Consider the following 16,465-nt stretch of genomic DNA (forward strand, 5'->3'; position numbering starts at 1 on the left):
ATATGTTCACTCAAACCGCTCAGACCTCCGGTCGGCGCTTTGTCAAAGCTTTCCAGAAGCGAGTCCTGGGTTCCGACCTGGTCGACCTGCTCACGGGTCCCCACGGCGTCGACCGCTACACCGAGCTGGTGGCGCCGACCTGGACGTCGGGAGACGGCCGCGCCAAAGTCGTCGACGTCCGCAGGACCACGCCGCGCAGCGTCACCCTCACCCTCGCCCCGAACGAGGCCTTCGCGTCAGCCCATACCGTCACGGCGGGTCAGTACGTCAACGTCACCGTCGACATCGACGGCCGCCGGCACACCCGCTGCTACTCGCCTGCCAACGCCGAAGGCAGCTCGTATCTGGAGCTGACGATCGGTCACCACGACGGTGGGCTGGTCTCGACCTACCTGTACGAGCGCGCCCGTCGCGGCATGGTGGTCGGCCTGGCAGGCGTCGGCGGGGACTTCGTGTTGCCGGCGCAGCGACCGCGGCGCATCCTGTTCGTTTCCGGCGGAAGCGGCATCACGCCCGTGATGGCAATGCTGCGGACGCTGATCGCCGAGCGTCATCCGCACACCCCCGGAGCCGAGATCGCGTTTATCCACTACGCGCGCAGCGCCGCCGAGGCGTGCTATCACGAAGAACTTGCCGCCCATAACGGCCTGCCCGGCGTGCGGGTGCTGCACGGTTACACCCGGGCCGACGACGGCGATTTGACCGGCCGGTTCGGGCGCGAGCACCTGGACGCCGCGATGCCGTCGCCGGATGCGGTATTCGTCTGCGGGCCAACGGCATTGGTCGAGGCGGTCCGCGAGCACTGCGACAACGTGTACACCGAAAGCTTCGTGCCGCCGGCCTTCGAGCCGTCGGCGAACCCATCGGGTGGCCGAGTCACGTTCGCGGACAGCGGCATTGATGTCGTCGACGACGGCCGCTCGCTGCTGGAACAGGCCGAATCAGCGGGCCTGACGCCCGAGAACGGCTGCCGCATGGGAATCTGCCACACCTGTACCCGGCGCAAGACGGCCGGCACGGTGCGCAACCTGGTCACCGGCGCGGTCTCGACCTGCCCCGACGAGGACGTCCAGATCTGCGTGTCCGTCCCCGTCGGCGACGTCGACCTATCCCTCTAAGCCAACAGATGTGCGCGAGTGTGAATCTGGCGACGGCCACGCGGCGTGTCGCGTCGCGAAATTCACAGTCGCGGTGGACCTCGGAAGGAGTTCCCATGACACCCAACAAGATCACCCTGACCACAGAACAGGCCGACGCCTTCGGCCGCGAACTCGACGCCATCAAGGAACGCGTGATGGCAGACCTCGGCGAGAAGGATGCCGACTACATCCGCCGCGTCATCAAGGCCCAGCGTGCGCTGGAGGTCGGTGGACGCGCCCTGTTGTTTCTGCCGCCGGCCTGGCTGGTGGGTACCGCGATGCTGGGCGTCGCGAAAATTTTGGACAACATGGAGATCGGGCACAACATCATGCACGGCCAGTACGACTGGATGCGTGACCCGACGATCTGCGGCCGCACGTTCGAGTGGGACACCTCATGCCCGGCCGACCAGTGGCGGCACTCGCACAACTACATGCACCACACCCACACCAACATCGTCGGGATGGACCGCGACATCGGTTACGGCATCCTGCGCATGAGCGAAGACCAGCGGTGGAAACCGTACTTCCTGGGCAACCCGGTCTACGCATTCCTGCTGATGGTGCTGTTTCAGTACGGCGTCGCGCTGCACGAGCTGGAAACCGAGCGCATCCGCTCCGGTGAGATCAGCCTGCGCGACAAGCGCGACACGTTAAGGGCCATCTGGAAAAAGACGAAGCGGCAGTCGCTCAAGGACTACGTCGCCTTCCCGCTGCTGGCCGGGCCGTTCGCCCCGTTCGTCTTCACCGGCAATCTGACGGCGAACCTGATGCGCAACGTGTGGTCGTACATGATCATCTTCTGCGGCCACTTCCCAGACGGCACACAGGAATTCACGATCGAAGAGACGAAGGACGAGTCACGTGGCCAGTGGTACTTCCGCCAGGTGCTCGGTTCGGCGAACCTGACCGGGGGCAAGCTCTTTCACCTGCTGTCCGGCAACCTGTCACACCAGATCGAGCACCACCTGTTCCCGGACATGCCCGCCCGCCGGTACGCCGACATCGCGCCGGAAGTGCAGGAGATCTGCGAACGCTATGGCATCCCGTACAACAAGGGCCCGCTGCTGCGTCAGTTCGGCACCGTCGTCCGCAAGATCGTCAAGCTGAGCATCCCGGGGTCTCGGAGAGACACCGCCGGCGACCCTGTCGATGTCGTTCGTGGGGCCGCTTGATCGTCGCCGAACGTGAACTGGTGGAGGCTTTTTCGCAGAAATCTCGCCACAGTTTCACGCTCGGCGGGTTAGGTGACGGCCGGGCGGGTTAGGTGGCGGCGCTCGGCAGGTCAGGTGACGGCGGTGGGGGCGTCCGACGCCTTCACCAGTTTCACTTCGGGCCTCGCCGGCACACCGTCGGCGAGGAACCACCGGAAGGCGAGGTTGCCACGCGGATAGCCCAGCGCGGTCAATGAATTCGGGTGGGCCGTGATCCTGTGGGACAAGACGATGGTCACCGAACCGTCGCTGTTGAGCGCGGCGCTGTGGCCGTTGATGGAGCAGCGGGCATCCGACGCGCCGACCGTGGCCATGAACTGATTCCACACCACCAGGTTCCAGAACCTGCACGACGGAGGTTGGTGCGTGATGACCAGGGCTTCGTCGTCGTCGAGCACGAAGCTGCCGTAGGAGTAGCAGGCGTCGCGCGCAGACCAGCCGAAGTTGGCGTCGGGCACCTGATACGGATCGGCGAATTCGTTTGCGGCGTGCGCGGTCTCGTGCCCGAGTCCATGCTCGTCGTCGACCCGTGTGCCGACGGCCAGCGGCACGATGGCAAACATCGTGCGCAACCAGGCCGCCGTCGCCCGCAGCCGGGCGGCGGTTTCGGCATCGCCGTGTCGTATCGGCTCCGCCTCGTCGAGAGCCTCGATCTGCCAGGCAACCGGGCGCCCCGTCAGCGGGTCGGCTTGGTAGTCACGGGTCATCAGCACGGCCGCGTCCGGTGTCGCGGGGAATTCGAAGCTGAAGTTGCCCTGCGCGTCGACGTCGAGGTCGGTGTCGCGGACGATCGCCACGACCCGGTCCGACCAAGCCCCGGGCGACGGTTCGTTGTACGCCGTCACCGAAAAGTACACGCTGTCACCCTTGTTGCCGCTGATGCGGTAACGCCGGTTCGGATCGACCGGGCAGAGGAAGTAGTAGGCGTCGGTGTTGTCGCCGCCCCACCGACGATCGCGGCGGAACGGGGTGTTGACAGCGACGAACTGCGGACGACCGGGCTCGGGGAACAGGTACGTGTCGAACGCCACGCCCAACGTGGTGGCGAGCATGCGGTAGCCGTCGGCGACGTGCCGGTCGTCGGTGACCGCACGGTCGCCCTCGAGGAAGGAGCGGTCGAGCTCGCCGATGGTCGTCACCAGCTCGCGCCACGCGAGGGTCGACTCGTGTTCGGTCATGCACGGATTCCTTTCAGCAGCAACGTGGTTGTGCGTTCGACCCAGGCGTCATCGAGTTCGGCGCCGCGGGTGAGCAAGCCCAGTAGCGTGATGCCGGCGATGGCCTCCGCCAGTTCGGCCGCCGTCACGTCGGAGCGGACCTCGCCGGCGGCCGCGGCGGCCTCGAGCCGCTCCGCGAGACCACCGCCGATGATGCCGGCGAACCGCTCCAAGAGTGCCGAATGCAGGGTCGGATCCGCTGCCATCTCGCCGACCAGCCCCGGCAGGGCCGCCCGGGCGGCCGGTGTGGTGAGGACGGCCATCGAACGGCGCACCATTTCGCGCAGGTCCTCGGGCAGCGAGCCGGTATCCGGGATCTCGGTGGCGGCCCCGATCGGGAACACCGCCTCATGCACCAGATGCGCCTTGCTGGGCCAGCGCCGGTAGATCGCGGGCTTGCTGGTACCGGCGCGCTCGGCGATCGCGGACACCAACAGGCCGGGATAGCCGGTCTCGGCGAGGAGTTCAATCGTTGCGCGCAGCACCGCACCGTCGATACGTGGGTCACGGGGACGACCGAGGTCTACTGTCATTACGAAACTCAGAGTAACATAAGTCGCCGTGACCGAAGCCGCGATGCACGTCCGCCTCGATGACCTGGCCCAGCCCCGGTTCAGCACCGAGGCGCAGCAGATCCTCGACATGATGGCCGCGATGGCCCTGCACTGCCCGCTGGACGCCGACGCGCTGCATGCGCAGGCCAGCTCCGACACCGGCCTGGACGATTTCGGCCCAGACGACTACCGAGAACGGCTCGACGTCTACCTCGGCGCGCTGCGGGACATCGACGGCCTGCACGGCGCCGGGGTCGTCAACTTCTACGGGCAGCTCCTGCAATTGCTCAAGAACCGGCTGCTGCTGACCGACCTCGTGGGACGGCATCCCGAGATCGACGACATCGAGCTGCGGGCGCCGGTGGTGATCGCCGGTCTGCCACGCACCGGCACGACCCACTTGCACAATCTGCTGGCGGCGCCGCCGACCTTCCGAACGATGCCGTATTGGGAAAGCGTCGAACCGTTCCCGCTGCCGCAGGAGGCGGGTCTGGACCCGGATCCTCGGCGGGCGCGGATGGACGTCGCGATCAGCGTGCTCAACACCGTGATGCCGCATTTCGCGCTCATGCACGAGATGACCACCGACCACGTCCACGAGGAGATCCAGCTCCTGGCCAACGACTTCTCGACGATGCTCTTCGAGACGCTCGGCGACGTGCCGCGTTGGCGCGACTACTACCAGGCCCACGACCAGACGCCGCACTACGAGTACCTCGCGCGCCAACTCAAGGCGATGCAGTTCCTGCGCGGCGGCCGGCGGTGGTTGCTGAAGTCGCCCCAGCATCTCGAGCAGGTGCCGGTGCTGAACCGCGTCTTCCCCGACAGCATCGTCGTGTTCACCCATCGCGACCCGGTGCCGGTCGCATTGTCGATGATCGCGATGATCACCTACTCCGCGCGCATGCACCGCTCCCCGGTGCCGGTGCAGCGGATCGCGAGTTTCTGGATCGACCGTTTGGAGGACATGCTCGGCGCGCTCATCCGCGACCGCGACACCATCGGTCCGGATCGCTCGATCGACATCCGTTTCGACGACTTCATGGCCGACGAACTCGGCGTCGCGGAGCGCGTCTACGCGCTGGCCGGTGAACCGTTCACCGAAGAGGCGCGCGCGGCGATCGGGGGCTACTTGTCGGGCCACCAGCGCGGCCGGCTGGGCAACGTCGAGACGTCGTGCGAGATGTTCGGGCTGACCCAGGACGGTCTGCGGGCACGCTTCGCACCGTACGTCGAGCGCTTTCTGGCATAGGGCGTCCGCTACCTTCTGAGCATGGTCACCATGCCCGCTGTCGACGGCGCTATCGCTTTGGAACACAGGTACGTGGATCTGGGCGACGGCGTCACCATCCACGTCGCCGATGCCGGTCCCGCGGACGGGCCGGCGGTCATGCTCGTGCACGGCTTCCCGGAGAACTGGTGGGAGTGGCACGAGATGATCGGGCCGCTGGCCGCCGACGGCTACCGGGTGCTGTGTCCCGACCTGCGCGGCGCGGGCTGGAGTTCAGCGCCGCGCACCAGCTACCTCAAGAGCGAGATGGCCGACGACCTGGCAGGCGTCCTGGACCGGCTGGGCGTCGCCACGGTGAAGCTCGTCGCCCATGACTGGGGCGGGCCGGTCGCGTTCATCATGATGCTGCGCCATCCGGAAAAGGTGACCGGCTTTTTCGGGGTGAACACCTTGGCGCCCTGGGTGAAGCGCGGCCCGTCGACCGTCCGCAACATCTGGCGGCTCTGGTATCAGATCCCGATTTCGCTGCCGGTCATCGGTCCGCGGATCATCAGCAACCCCGACTCCCGCTTCGTCCGGCTGCTGGGCTCTTGGGTTGGCGGTGGCTTCACGCTGCCCGACGACAACATCCGCATGTACATCGAGTGCATGCAACAGCCCGGGCACGCCGAGGCGGGCTCGCGCTGGTACCGCTCGTTCCAGACCAAGGAGATGCTGCGCTGGATGCGCGGCGAGTACGACGACGCGCGGGTGAACGTTCCCGTTCGATGGCTGACGGGCACCAAAGACCCGGTGATCACCGCCGATCTGACCGACGGATATGCCGAGCGCATAAGCGATTTCGAGGTCGAGCTGGTCGACGATGCCGGGCACTGGATCGTCGAGCAGCGACCCGAGCTGGTACTCGACCGGATACGCGCGTTCCTTCGCCTCGAAACGTAAACCGCGGCAGCGCTTTTCGGGGTTTACTCGACGCCGATAGTGACTTCGGTGGACTTGATGAACACGGTCGCCGGCTGCCCCACCGCGAGGCCGAGGTCGGTCGCGGCATCCTTGGTGACCGAGGACGTGACGACCTGTTCTCCGCCGTCGAGCTTGACCTTCACGATCGCCATTACGCTGCCGAGTTCGACCTCGGTGATGGTCCCTTTGAGCTGGTTTCGGGTGGATAGGCGCATCGCCCGAGCCTAGTGCCGCGGGCCGAGCAGGGCTATGGACGCATCGACGGCCGGTTCGACGATCTCACGGACCGCTCGTCCGTCCTCGACGGCCAGCGCGGTCAGTTCGCGTAGACCACCGAGCAGGATCACGGCCAGCGGCGGGGTCAGCGGCGGCAGGCCGGCCCGCCGGAAGCCCGGGCTGGCGCTGAGGTCGATCAGCAGGTCCGACAGCAACTGCAGCACGCGCCGCTGGACGGGGCGGGCAACGGCACCCAACGACGGGAGTTCGCGAATCCAGCTCAACGTGATCGCGGGACGGGACTCGATGAATCCGACGTAGGCCTCGACGGCCTGACGGATCTGCTGATGCCAGTCCGCCTCGGGATCGACCGCCGCGGCGATGCTTTCGGCAAGTTTTTCGATGGTGGCAAGCACCAGCTCGAGGAAGCATTGTTCCTTGCCCGCGAAGTGGTCGTAGAACGTGCGCTTGGACGTGCGCGCGTGGCGAACGATGTCGGCGACCGTGGTGGTGCGGTAGCCGCGCTCGCCGATCGAGGTGGCGAGGCCGTCGAGCAGGCGCATCCGGAACGGGTCCGGCTCGGCGGGTGCATCGCCGCGTACGGCATCGACAGCCGCTGATGTCACGGCCGACCCCTTTCGGTGAATACGGCACCTTGTCAGGTTTGGTACTCCAGAGTACCGTACAGGGAAAGATCTGCGGTACACCGCGGTACCACCCCGCTTCGGGGCAGATGTTGGGAGCACGCATTGAGCGAATTAGTCACCGCCCCACCGGTTTCCCAAGCAGTCAGGTTGCCTCCGGCGGCCCGGATCCCGAAGCCGCTCTGCGGTCTTTTCTTCGCGACGTCGCGGCGGGGGATGATCAAACTCCTGGCGCGCCGCTACGGCAACGTCTTCGCGATCAACCTCCCGATGTTCGGCCGCGTCGTGGTGGTCGGTGAGCCGGACCTGGCCAAGCAAATCTTCACCACCAGCCCCGACGAGCTCGGCAATATCCAGCCCAACTTGAGCCGGATGTTCGGGAGCGGTTCGGTATTCGCACTCGACCGCGACGATCACCGCCGTAGGCGCCGGCTGCTGGCGCCGCCGTTTCACGGCAGGAGCATGAAGAACTACGAGGCGATCATCGAAGAGGAGACGCTGCGCGAGAGCGCCGGTTGGCCGGAGGGCGAGCCCTTCGCGACGATGCCGTCGACGATGCGCATCACGCTCAACGCCATCCTGCGCGCGGTGTTCGGGGCCGACGGGGCCGAACTGGACGAGCTGCGCCGGATCATCCCGCCGTGGGTCACCCTGGGATCGCGCTTGGCCGCGCTGCCGAAGCCCGCGCGGACCTATGGCCGGTTCAGCCCGTGGGGCCGACTGGCCCAATGGCGGCGCCAATACGACATCGTCATCGACAAGCTGATCGCGGCCGAGCGTGCGGATCCGAACTTCGAAGAGCGCACGGACGTCCTCGCGCTGATGCTGCGCAGCACCTACGACGATGGTTCGCTCATGTCGCGCAAGGACATTGGCGACGAGCTGCTCACCCTGCTGGCGGCGGGCCACGAGACCACCGCGGCCACGCTCGGCTGGGCGTTCGAGCGGATCACCCGCCACCCGGATCTGCTGGCGGCCCTGGTCGAGGAGGCCGACAACGGCGGCAGCGAGCTACGCCAGGCGACGATTCTGGAAGTCCAGCGGGCCAGAACCGTGATCGACTTCGCCGCTCGCCGCGTCTACCCACCGACTTACCAACTCGGCGAGTGGACCATTCCCCGTGGGTATTCGATGATCGTCAGCATCGCGCAGATACACGAGAACCCGAGCGTTTTCCCCGACCCGCAGCGCTTCGATCCGCAGCGCTACATCGGGACCAAGCCATCTTCGTTCGCGTGGATTCCCTTCGGCGGTGGGGCCAGGCGGTGCGTGGGCGCCGCGTTCGCCAACATGGAGATGGACGTGGTGCTGCGAACGGTGTTGCGCCACTTCACGATCGAGACCACCTCGGCGCCGGGAGAGCGGTGGCACTGCCGCGGTGTTGCCTACACCCCGAAGGACGGCGGACGGATCGTGGTGCGCAGGCGCTGAGCGTTCAGCGGTTGGCTTGGTCCGCGGTGGCGCGGCGCGGCAACTTCCAGCCCGGGCGAATGTAGTGACAGGTGTACCCACCGGGGTAGCGCTGCAGGTAGTCCTGGTGCTCGGGCTCGGCTTCCCAGAAGTCCCCCGCCGGGCGCACCTCCGTCACGACCTTGCCGGGCCATAGGCCGGAGGCCTCGACGTCGGCGATGGTGTCCAGCGCGACGCGCTTCTGCTCGTCGTCGGTGTAGAAGATCGCCGACCGGTAGCTGGGGCCCCTGTCGTTGCCCTGGCGGTCTTTCGTTGTCGGATCGTGGATTTGGAAGAAGAACTCCAGCAGTGTGCGGTAGTCGGTGATGGCGGGGTCGTAGACGATCTCCACGGCCTCGGCGTGGGTGCCGTGGTTGCGGTAGGTCGCGTTGGGGGTGTCGCCGCCGCTGTAGCCGACCCGCGTCGAGATCACGCCGGGCTGTTTGCGGATCAGGTCTTGCATTCCCCAAAAGCAGCCGCCGGCCAGAATCGCTTTTTGGGGGGCACTTTGGGATTCGGTCATTGCTCGCCTTCCTGATCGGCCACAACTCCGGTCTGATCCCAGCCCAGGCTACACTCCGCCGATGACCCGCAACGGCGCGAAGAGGCCCGCGTGAGCACGCCGGCGTTCTCCCGCAGCGAACTGTCCGACGCCTTCGAGAAGTTCGAGGAGACGGTGGCCCGGGCCGCCGAAACCCGCGACTGGGACGCCTGGGTGCAGCAGTACACACCCGACGTCGAATACATCGAGCACGCGGCGGGCATCATGCACGGCCGCGACGAAGTGCGGGAGTGGATCAAGCAAACGATGACGACTTTCCCCGGAAGCCACATGGTGGCGTTCCCGACGTTGTGGTCGGTCATCGACGAGCCCACCGGCCGGGTCATCCTCGAACTGGACAACCCGATGCGCGATCCGGGCGACGGCAGCGTCATCAGCGCGACGAACATCACGATCATCACGTACGCCGGCGACGGCCTGTGGTGCCGCGAAGAAGACATCTACAACCCGTTGCGCTTCCTGCGGGCGGGGATGAAGTGGTGCCGCAAGGCGCAGGCCCTGGGCACGCTCGACGAAGACGCCGAACGGTGGATGCGCCAGTACGGAGGAGCGGAATGAACGCACCCAAGTTGGTCATCGGCGCCAACGGATTTCTGGGTTCACACGTGACCCGTCAGCTCGTCGCCGACGGCGCCGAGGTTCGAGCGATGGTGCGCCCGAATGCCAATACCCGTGCCATCGACGACCTTGCGCTGACGCGGTTTCAGGGCGACGTGTTCGACACCGCCACGTTGCGCGAGGCGATGGACGGCGTCGACGACGTGTACTACTGCGTGGTCGACACCCGCGCGTGGTTGCGTGACCCCGCGCCGCTGTTCCGCACCAACGTCGAGGGCCTGCGCAACGTGCTCGATGTCGCCGTCAAAGAACCCGCGCTGCGCCGGTTCGTCTTCACCAGCACCTACGCGACGGTGGGCCGTCGCCACGGGCATGTGGCGACCGAAGAAGACGTGATCGACCCCCGCGGGCTGACTCCGTATGTGCAGTCCCGGGTTCAGGCCGAAGACCTGGTGATGCGGTACGTGGCCGAGGCCGGCCTGCCCGCCGTCGCCATGTGCGTCTCGACCACTTACGGCAGCGGGGACTGGGGAGGCACCCCGCACGGCGCCTTCATCGCCGGCGCGGTGTTCGGCAAGCTGCCCTTCCTGATGAACGGCATCCAGCTGGAGGTCGTCGGCGTCGACGACGCCGCCCGGGCCATGATCCTGGCCGCCGAGCGCGGCCGCATCGGCGAGCGATACCTGGTGTCCGAGCGCATGTTTGCGCTGAACGATGTCGTGCGGATCGCGGCCGACGAGGCCGGGGTGCCACCGCCGCGACGCGCGATCTCGGTGCCGGTGCTCTACGCCCTGGCCGCAATGGGCACCCTGAGGGCCCGGCTGACCGGCAAGGACTCCGAACTCAGCCTCAGGTCGGTGCGCATGATGCGCGCCGAGGCCGACGTCGACAGCAGCAAGGCGAAGCGCGAGCTGGGCTGGCAGCCACGTCCGGTCGAGGAATCGATCCGTGAAGCGGCCCGGTTCTGGGCCGCACTGAAGGGCGCGCAGACCCCGCGCAAAGACATGAAGGACAGCACCACCGCCCCGGCCGAATAGGCGCGGCGCGCGGGAAGGCTTGAGCACCGACGGGTGTTGCATCCCTTATCCGCGTCCATAGGAGGTATCAACCATGGCCCACCGGCAAGTCCTGGAACCCAACGCCGGGCACCCGATCACCATCGAGCCGACCAACCGAAGGGTGCAGGTTCGTGTCAATGGCGAGCTGGTCGCGGACACCACCGCCGCACTGGAATTGCGCGAGGCGACTTTGCCTGCGGTGCAATACATTCCGTTAGCCGACGTGGTCTCCGACCGGCTTACCCGCACCGACACCAGCACCTACTGCCCGTTCAAAGGCGACGCCAGCTACTACAGCCTGACCACCTCGGCCGGCGACACCGTCGAGGACGTGATCTGGACGTACGAGCAGCCCTATCCGGCGGTCGCGGCGATTGCCGGGCACGTCGCCTTCTACCCCAACAAAGCCGACATCAGCGTGGCGTAGCGTTCAATCGGTGAACACGGCGGCCGACTTGGTGTCGCTGTATTCGCGCATCGACACGATCTGCCCGTCGCGGGTCTCGAAGATGCAAACAAACGGTGAGTCGTACTCGACGCCGTCCCTCGAGGTTCCCGAGGCATGCGCCTCGACGACAACCGTGTCGCCTTCGTTGACGCAGCGGTACAGGTCGAGATTGATCTCGACGATCTGCCTGCGTCGCTCGTTGGCCCGGCGGAACGTCTCCTTGTCGAACGACACGCGCGTGATGATGCTCCAGTAGGTGAACTCGTCGCTGAGCAGCGCGAAGCCCTCATTCACATCGCCGCCCTCGCAGACGCTCTGCAGGAACATCCAGGCCAGCTCGGCTTGCGGGCCATCGAACGGCGTCATCACATCGCAATATTGTCTTGGAAGATGGTGAACGGTCAATCGCGCGGTCGGCGGCCGCGATCGGAGTGAGCTGGAGCTTTTGTGAAGACTGCGCGCACGGTGACGTTCGCTGGGACCGTCAGCTTCGGGCACACGCTCGCGCCACTACGCCGCGGCCCTCGGGATCCGTGCTTTCGGATGACCGCTGACGGCGCGATCTGGCGAACCTCCCTGCTGCACAGCGGACCCGTCACGGCGCGGATCAGCCGTGCGGCGCCCAATGCCGCCCACGGCGAGGCGTGGGGCGCCGGCGCCGAGGAGTTCGTCGAGACGCTGCCCGCGCTGCTGGGGTCCGAGGACGACGTCTCGGGCTTCGCGCCGCGGGACCCGACGGTCGCCGCCGCGCACCGGCGGGTCCCACACCTGCGGCTGGGTCGCACCGGACGGGTGCTGGAAGCCCTGATCCCGGCGGTCATCGAGCAACGGGTACCGGGCGCCGACGCGTTTCGGTCGTGGCGCGTGCTGGTGTCCAAGTACGGGACGTCGGCGCCGGGTCCGGCGCCGGCCGGCATGCGGGTACCGCCCTCGGCCGACGTGTGGCGCAACATCCCGTCGTGGGAATTCCACCGGGCCAACGTCGATCCGGGGCGAGCCCAGACGGTGGTGCGCTGTGCGCGCCGTGCGGATTCGCTGGAACGGTTGCTCGCGCGGCCGTCGGCGCAGGCACGCGAAGCGCTGACGTCACTGCCCGGGGTCGGTGAGTGGACCGCCGCCGAGACGGCGCAGCGGGCATTCGGTGATGCCGATGCCGTTTCGGTGGGCGACTATCACATCCCGAAGATGGTCGGCTGGACGCTGCTGGGCTACCCGATCGACGACGCGGTCATGCTCGAGGTGTTGGAGCCGATGCGGCCCCACCGCCACCGCGTGGTTCGCCTGCTCGAGGCCAGCGGGCTGGCATACGAGCCGCGGCGCGGCGCGCGGCTGCCGGTGCAGCAAATTCATTCCCTCTGACCCGCCGGTGTTTTCGAGGTTCGTCATCGGGTATCCGTTAGGGCAAGTACCGTGTGCGAACCCGAGGGAAGGAAGCTAGGCGAAAGCAATGACTCAGTTCACCATTCCGGGATTGACCGACAAACAGGCGGCGCGACTCACCGAATTGCTGCAAAAGCAATTGAGCACGTACAACGATCTTCACTTGACGTTGAAGCACATTCACTGGAACGTGGTCGGGCCCAACTTCATTGGCGTGCACGAAATGATCGACCCTCAGGTCGAGGCGGTGCGTGGTTTCGCGGATGACGTCGCCGAACGCATTGCGGCCCTTGGTGCTTCGCCGCAGGGGACGCCGGGCGCCATCATCAGGGATCGCTCCTGGGACGACTATTCGGTCGACCGTGACACGGTCCAGGCGCATTTGGCCGCACTGGACGTGGTCTACACAGGAGTCATCGAAGACATCCGCCAATCCATCGACGAGACGGACGAACTCGACCAGGTCACTCAGGATCTGTTGATCGAGCAGGCCGGCAACCTGGAAAAGTTCCAGTGGTTCGTCCGGGCACATCTGGAAAGCGCGGGCGGCAAGCTCGCACACGAGGGCAAGAAGACCGAAAAGGGCGCAGCGAGCACCGCCCGCCGCAAGTCCTAGCTATCGGTGGGTGATTCACCTTCGGCAATCGCCGGGGCTGGGCGCGCGCGCTCGGCCTCGGCGGTCTCCCGGTTCAGCCGCTGCGCCTCGTAGATCGTGACGTTGGTGCGCGACATCACCAACGCGGCGATCCCGACGGCGAGGATCGCCCCCGGCACCACCGAGAACGAGCCCGTCATCTCCGCGACGATGATCATGATCGCCAGCGGCGCGCGGGCGACACTGCCGAAGCAGGCCATCATTCCGACCACGACGAAAACTCCCGGTCCGCCCGGCACCCCCGGCAGGCCCGACAATTCGCCCAGCCGCCAGACGGCGGCCCCCACGAAGGCGCCGATCACGATCCCGGGACCGAACAGCCCGCCGGATCCGCCGGTGCCGATCGACAGCGAAGTGGCGACGATCTTCGCGATCGGGAGGACGACGACGACCCACAGCGGGATGTGCAGCAGCGATCCGCGGTCGGCCGCCAACTGCGCCCAGCCGTAGCCGCTGCTCAGGATCTCTGGGATCAGCAGTCCCAACAAGCCGACCAACAGCCCGCCGACCGCGGGCTTGACGACCGGTCCACCGGGCAGCCGGTGGGTGAGGGCCACCGCGGCATGGAAGACCCGGGCGTAGAGGTAGCCGACCGCCGCGGCCAGCAGGCCGATCACCACGAACCACAGCAGCGGCCATGCCCTTTCGAAGCGGTACTCCGCGTCGATGTAGCCGAACAGCGGGTCAAAGCCCAGGAAGGCTCCCAGCACCGCATATGCGGTTCCCGAGGTGATGAAACCGGGCAGCAGGCAGCGGTAGTCGAAATCGTCGCGATAGGGGATCGATGCGGCCAGCACCGCTCCACCCAGCGGCGCGCCGAAGATCGCGCCAATGCCCGCGCCGATACCCAGCGCCACGGCGGTCCGGCCGTCCTCGTCGGAGAGGTCCAGCCGTCGGGTCAGCAACGAACAGAAGCCGGCCGAGATCTGCGCCGTCGGGCCCTCGCGACCGCCCGAACCGCCCGAGCCGATGGTCAGCGCGCTGGCGACCATCTTGACCAACACCGCGCGAAAACGGATCGCGCGGGGGTCGCCGTGTATCGCCTCAATGGCCTCGTCGGTACCGTGACCGGTGGCCTCCGGCGCGAGCTTGGTCACGATCAATGCCGACAGCAGCGCCCCTGCCGTCGTCACCAGTGGGATCGCCCACGGACGTACGAAGCCGCCGGACCCATGGCCGCCGCCGTCTCCGACGGGCGTCGGGATGTGGTAGCCCGCCAGGTAGCCCAGCAGGAACTCGCCGGTGTATTTCAGCGCGAGATAGAAGACAACGGCTCCGAGGCCGGACACGACACCGATGGCAATGCCCAGCAGAAGCCACTTGCGCACGTAGCCCGACTGCCTGATCGACGCCCCGAATCGTCCGCCCGCCGCCGCCGGGGCGACCGCGGGCTGCGGTTCGGCCTCCGCCGGCTCGCTCACCGGCCCCGCCACCCAAGCACCCAGCCATCGTAAAACCAGCGGGAATAACTGGACCGCGGTCCGGTTATATAGGCATCCTATTTAAGGAGGCAAAATGCCTGCTGTTACCGCAGACACGCTCACACTGCCGCGGATCGGCCCGCCCGGTCCCACCGACACCGAGCGCCCAGTCCGATCGATCACCACCGGCCCGCGAGGCTACGAGGGCGAAGGCTTCCCCGTCGTCCGCGCGTTCGCCGGGCTGAGCGCCGCTGACTTGGATCCTTTCGTGCATATGGACCAGATGGGCGAGGTGGAATACCAGCCCGGGGAGCCCAGGGGAACCGACTGGCACCCGCACCGCGGCTTCGAAACCGTCACCTACATGATCGACGGAAAATTCGCCCACCAGGACTCCCACGGCGGTGGCGGCCTGATCACCGACGGCGCCACCCAATGGATGACAGCCGGTTCGGGCATCCTGCACATCGAGACCCCGCCCGCCGAATTGGTCGAAAGCGGCGGCCTTTTCCACGGCGTCCAGCTGTGGGTGAATCTGCCCAAGAAAGACAAGTTCGCGCCGCCGCGGTACCAGGCCATCGAAGGCAACGACGCCGGGCTGCTCGCATCCGATGACGGCGGGGCGCTGGTCCGCATCATCGCCGGTGAGATCGACGGTCACCGCGGACCCGGTGTCACCCACACGCCGATCACGTTGGCGCACGCGACGATTCAAAGCGGGGCCCGGCTCAACATCCCGTGGCGGCGCGATTTCAACGCGCTGGTCTACGTCCTATCGGGAAGCGGCTATGTCGGTCCCGTCGCGCACCCGATCAGGCAGGGGCAGCTGGCCGTGCTCGGACCCGGCGACCGGATCACCGTGGGCGCACAATCAACCCAGGAGTCGTCCCGGAACACGGCAATCGATGTGCTGCTTTTGGGTGGACGGCCCATTCGCGAGCCGGTATTCCACTACGGGCCTTTCGTGATGAACTCTCGCGCGGAATTGATCGAGGCGCTGCAGGACTTTCAAGCGGGGAAGTTCGGCAATATTCCGCCCAACGCGCTAATGCCACACCGCGGGGTGGCACACTTCAATAATGGCGATAACAGCGAGTCGCCGGCCGGGCCGGCCGCCCGCAGCAAAGGCTGACGAGACGCGCAAGCGAATCCTGGACGCCGCCCGGCTGGTGTTCAGCGAACGCGGCTACGACGGCGCGACCTTTCAGGCGATCGCCGTCCGCGCGGACCTCACCCGGCCCGCCATCAACCACTACTTCTCCAGCAAGCGGGCGCTGTACCGCGAAGTCCTGGAGCAGACCAACGAGATCGTCCTGCGGGCTGCCATTCGAGAGGCCCAGCGCGAGTCCACGCTGACGAAGCGGCTGACGGCGTTCATCTCCGTCGCGGTGCGCGCTAATTCGGACAATCCCGCCGTCTCAGCATTTCTGATCACCGCTGTGCTGGAATCGCAGCGGCATCCGGAATTGAGCCTGACCGAAAACGATTCAGTGAGAATTGGCCGCGAATTCCTGACGTGGGCGGTCGGCGAGGCGATCGAACGTCGCGAAGTCGCCACCGATATTGACGCGGCGGCGTTGGTCGAGACGCTGGTCGTGCTGCTCTGCGGGGTCGGGTTCTACGCCGGCTACGTCCGCAGTTATGAGGAATTGTTGGCTGTCACCGACGTGTTGCGGCGGCTGCTCGAAGGTGCGCTCTGGCGCCCCGAAGGCTGACGCGTTGCCGCGCGTCGCGGCGCCAGTGAGATCGCGCACAA

Annotated in this window: 19 protein-coding genes; 12 read left to right on the top strand and 7 right to left on the bottom strand. The window is 66.7% G+C overall.

What is annotated here, in order from left to right; all coding sequences use genetic code 11:
- The first annotated feature begins 2 nt into the window (after positions 1-2).
- Complete coding sequence (locus tag A5745_RS08105; protein ID WP_076061315.1) at positions 3-1,118, top strand: flavin reductase family protein; 1,116 nt, start codon at positions 3-5, stop codon at positions 1,116-1,118.
- Between the two features lie 95 nt (positions 1,119-1,213).
- Positions 1,214-2,314: an acyl-CoA desaturase gene (locus A5745_RS08110; protein WP_076115685.1), complete on the top strand. Its 1,101-nt coding sequence runs from the start codon at positions 1,214-1,216 to the stop codon at positions 2,312-2,314.
- Positions 2,315-2,424: 110 nt separating this feature from the next.
- On the opposite strand, the gene A5745_RS08115 is transcribed toward A5745_RS08110, so the two are convergent.
- A complete protein-coding gene (locus A5745_RS08115) occupies positions 2,425-3,531 on the bottom strand; it encodes a DUF1214 domain-containing protein (protein WP_076115686.1) in 1,107 nt (368 codons plus the stop codon).
- The gene (locus A5745_RS08120) at positions 3,528-4,103 is read right to left on the bottom strand and encodes a TetR/AcrR family transcriptional regulator (protein ID WP_076115687.1); all 576 of its coding nucleotides are present in this window, start codon (positions 4,101-4,103) and stop codon (positions 3,528-3,530) included. Before A5745_RS08120 ends, A5745_RS08115 begins: the two co-directional genes overlap by 4 nt.
- A 43-nt stretch (positions 4,104-4,146) precedes the next feature.
- On the opposite strand from A5745_RS08120, the gene A5745_RS08125 reads away from it, so the two are divergent.
- Together A5745_RS08125 and A5745_RS08130 are read left to right on the top strand one after the other, a co-directional pair.
- Positions 4,147-5,376 (top strand): sulfotransferase, encoded by a 1,230-nt coding sequence (locus A5745_RS08125; RefSeq protein WP_175879786.1) that lies wholly within the window; start codon positions 4,147-4,149, stop codon positions 5,374-5,376.
- Positions 5,377-5,397: 21 nt separating this feature from the next.
- Entirely contained in the window at positions 5,398-6,297 is a 900-nt protein-coding gene (locus A5745_RS08130; protein WP_076115689.1) for an alpha/beta fold hydrolase, read from the top strand.
- Between the two features lie 23 nt (positions 6,298-6,320).
- On the opposite strand, the gene A5745_RS08135 is transcribed toward A5745_RS08130, so the two are convergent.
- Together A5745_RS08135 and A5745_RS08140 are read right to left on the bottom strand one after the other, a co-directional pair.
- Positions 6,321-6,533 carry a molybdopterin-binding protein gene (locus A5745_RS08135; protein WP_076061303.1) on the bottom strand — a complete coding sequence of 71 codons (213 nt, stop codon included), beginning with the start codon at positions 6,531-6,533 and terminating at the stop codon, positions 6,321-6,323.
- A 9-nt stretch (positions 6,534-6,542) separates the two neighbouring features.
- Positions 6,543-7,097 (bottom strand): TetR/AcrR family transcriptional regulator, encoded by a 555-nt coding sequence (locus A5745_RS08140; RefSeq protein WP_076115716.1) that lies wholly within the window; start codon positions 7,095-7,097, stop codon positions 6,543-6,545.
- 186 nt (positions 7,098-7,283) lie between these two features.
- On the opposite strand from A5745_RS08140, the gene A5745_RS08145 reads away from it, so the two are divergent.
- Complete coding sequence (locus tag A5745_RS08145; protein ID WP_076115690.1) at positions 7,284-8,609, top strand: cytochrome P450; 1,326 nt, start codon at positions 7,284-7,286, stop codon at positions 8,607-8,609.
- Positions 8,610-8,613: 4 nt separating this feature from the next.
- Here the strand turns inward: A5745_RS08145 and msrA are convergent, their stop codons facing one another.
- A complete protein-coding gene (gene msrA, locus A5745_RS08150; protein ID WP_076115691.1) occupies positions 8,614-9,150 on the bottom strand; it encodes a peptide-methionine (S)-S-oxide reductase MsrA in 537 nt (178 codons plus the stop codon).
- Positions 9,151-9,240: 90 nt separating this feature from the next.
- On the opposite strand from msrA, the gene A5745_RS08155 reads away from it, so the two are divergent.
- From A5745_RS08155 to A5745_RS08165, 3 genes are all read left to right on the top strand, one after another.
- Entirely contained in the window at positions 9,241-9,747 is a 507-nt protein-coding gene (locus A5745_RS08155; protein WP_076115692.1) for a nuclear transport factor 2 family protein, read from the top strand.
- The gene (locus A5745_RS08160) at positions 9,744-10,784 is read left to right on the top strand and encodes an NAD-dependent epimerase/dehydratase family protein (protein ID WP_076115693.1); all 1,041 of its coding nucleotides are present in this window, start codon (positions 9,744-9,746) and stop codon (positions 10,782-10,784) included. The genes A5745_RS08155 and A5745_RS08160 overlap by 4 nt, the downstream gene beginning before the upstream one ends.
- A 73-nt stretch (positions 10,785-10,857) precedes the next feature.
- The gene (locus A5745_RS08165) at positions 10,858-11,232 is read left to right on the top strand and encodes a DUF427 domain-containing protein (protein ID WP_076061293.1); all 375 of its coding nucleotides are present in this window, start codon (positions 10,858-10,860) and stop codon (positions 11,230-11,232) included.
- 3 nt (positions 11,233-11,235) lie between these two features.
- Here the strand turns inward: A5745_RS08165 and A5745_RS08170 are convergent, their stop codons facing one another.
- Complete coding sequence (locus A5745_RS08170; RefSeq protein ID WP_139329496.1) at positions 11,236-11,619, bottom strand: nuclear transport factor 2 family protein; 384 nt, start codon at positions 11,617-11,619, stop codon at positions 11,236-11,238.
- Between the two features lie 81 nt (positions 11,620-11,700).
- Here A5745_RS08170 and A5745_RS08175 point away from each other — a divergent pair, with 81 nt between their 5' ends.
- Together A5745_RS08175 and dps are read left to right on the top strand one after the other, a co-directional pair.
- Positions 11,701-12,612, top strand: a complete 912-nt coding sequence (locus A5745_RS08175; RefSeq protein ID WP_076115694.1) for a DNA-3-methyladenine glycosylase — start codon at positions 11,701-11,703, stop codon at positions 12,610-12,612.
- 88 nt (positions 12,613-12,700) lie between these two features.
- Positions 12,701-13,249 carry a DNA starvation/stationary phase protection protein Dps gene (gene dps, locus A5745_RS08180; RefSeq protein WP_076061287.1) on the top strand — a complete coding sequence of 183 codons (549 nt, stop codon included), beginning with the start codon at positions 12,701-12,703 and terminating at the stop codon, positions 13,247-13,249.
- Here dps and A5745_RS08185 read toward each other — a convergent pair.
- Positions 13,246-14,721 (bottom strand): chloride channel protein, encoded by a 1,476-nt coding sequence (locus A5745_RS08185; RefSeq protein ID WP_371336866.1) that lies wholly within the window; start codon positions 14,719-14,721, stop codon positions 13,246-13,248. The two genes, dps and A5745_RS08185, sit on opposite strands and share 4 nt — an antisense overlap.
- An 82-nt stretch (positions 14,722-14,803) precedes the next feature.
- Between A5745_RS08185 and A5745_RS08190 the strand changes: the two genes are divergently transcribed.
- Together A5745_RS08190 and A5745_RS08195 are read left to right on the top strand one after the other, a co-directional pair.
- Complete coding sequence (locus tag A5745_RS08190) at positions 14,804-15,841, top strand: pirin family protein (RefSeq protein WP_083662802.1); 1,038 nt, start codon at positions 14,804-14,806, stop codon at positions 15,839-15,841.
- The gene (locus A5745_RS08195) at positions 15,789-16,424 is read left to right on the top strand and encodes a TetR/AcrR family transcriptional regulator (RefSeq protein WP_076061283.1); all 636 of its coding nucleotides are present in this window, start codon (positions 15,789-15,791) and stop codon (positions 16,422-16,424) included. Before A5745_RS08190 ends, A5745_RS08195 begins: the two co-directional genes overlap by 53 nt.
- Positions 16,425-16,465: the final 41 nt, after the last annotated feature.

Origin of the sequence: Mycobacterium sp. IS-2888, assembly GCF_001954215.1 — a bacterium.
In the GTDB taxonomy this organism is placed as follows: Bacteria; Actinomycetota; Actinomycetes; order Mycobacteriales; family Mycobacteriaceae; genus Mycobacterium.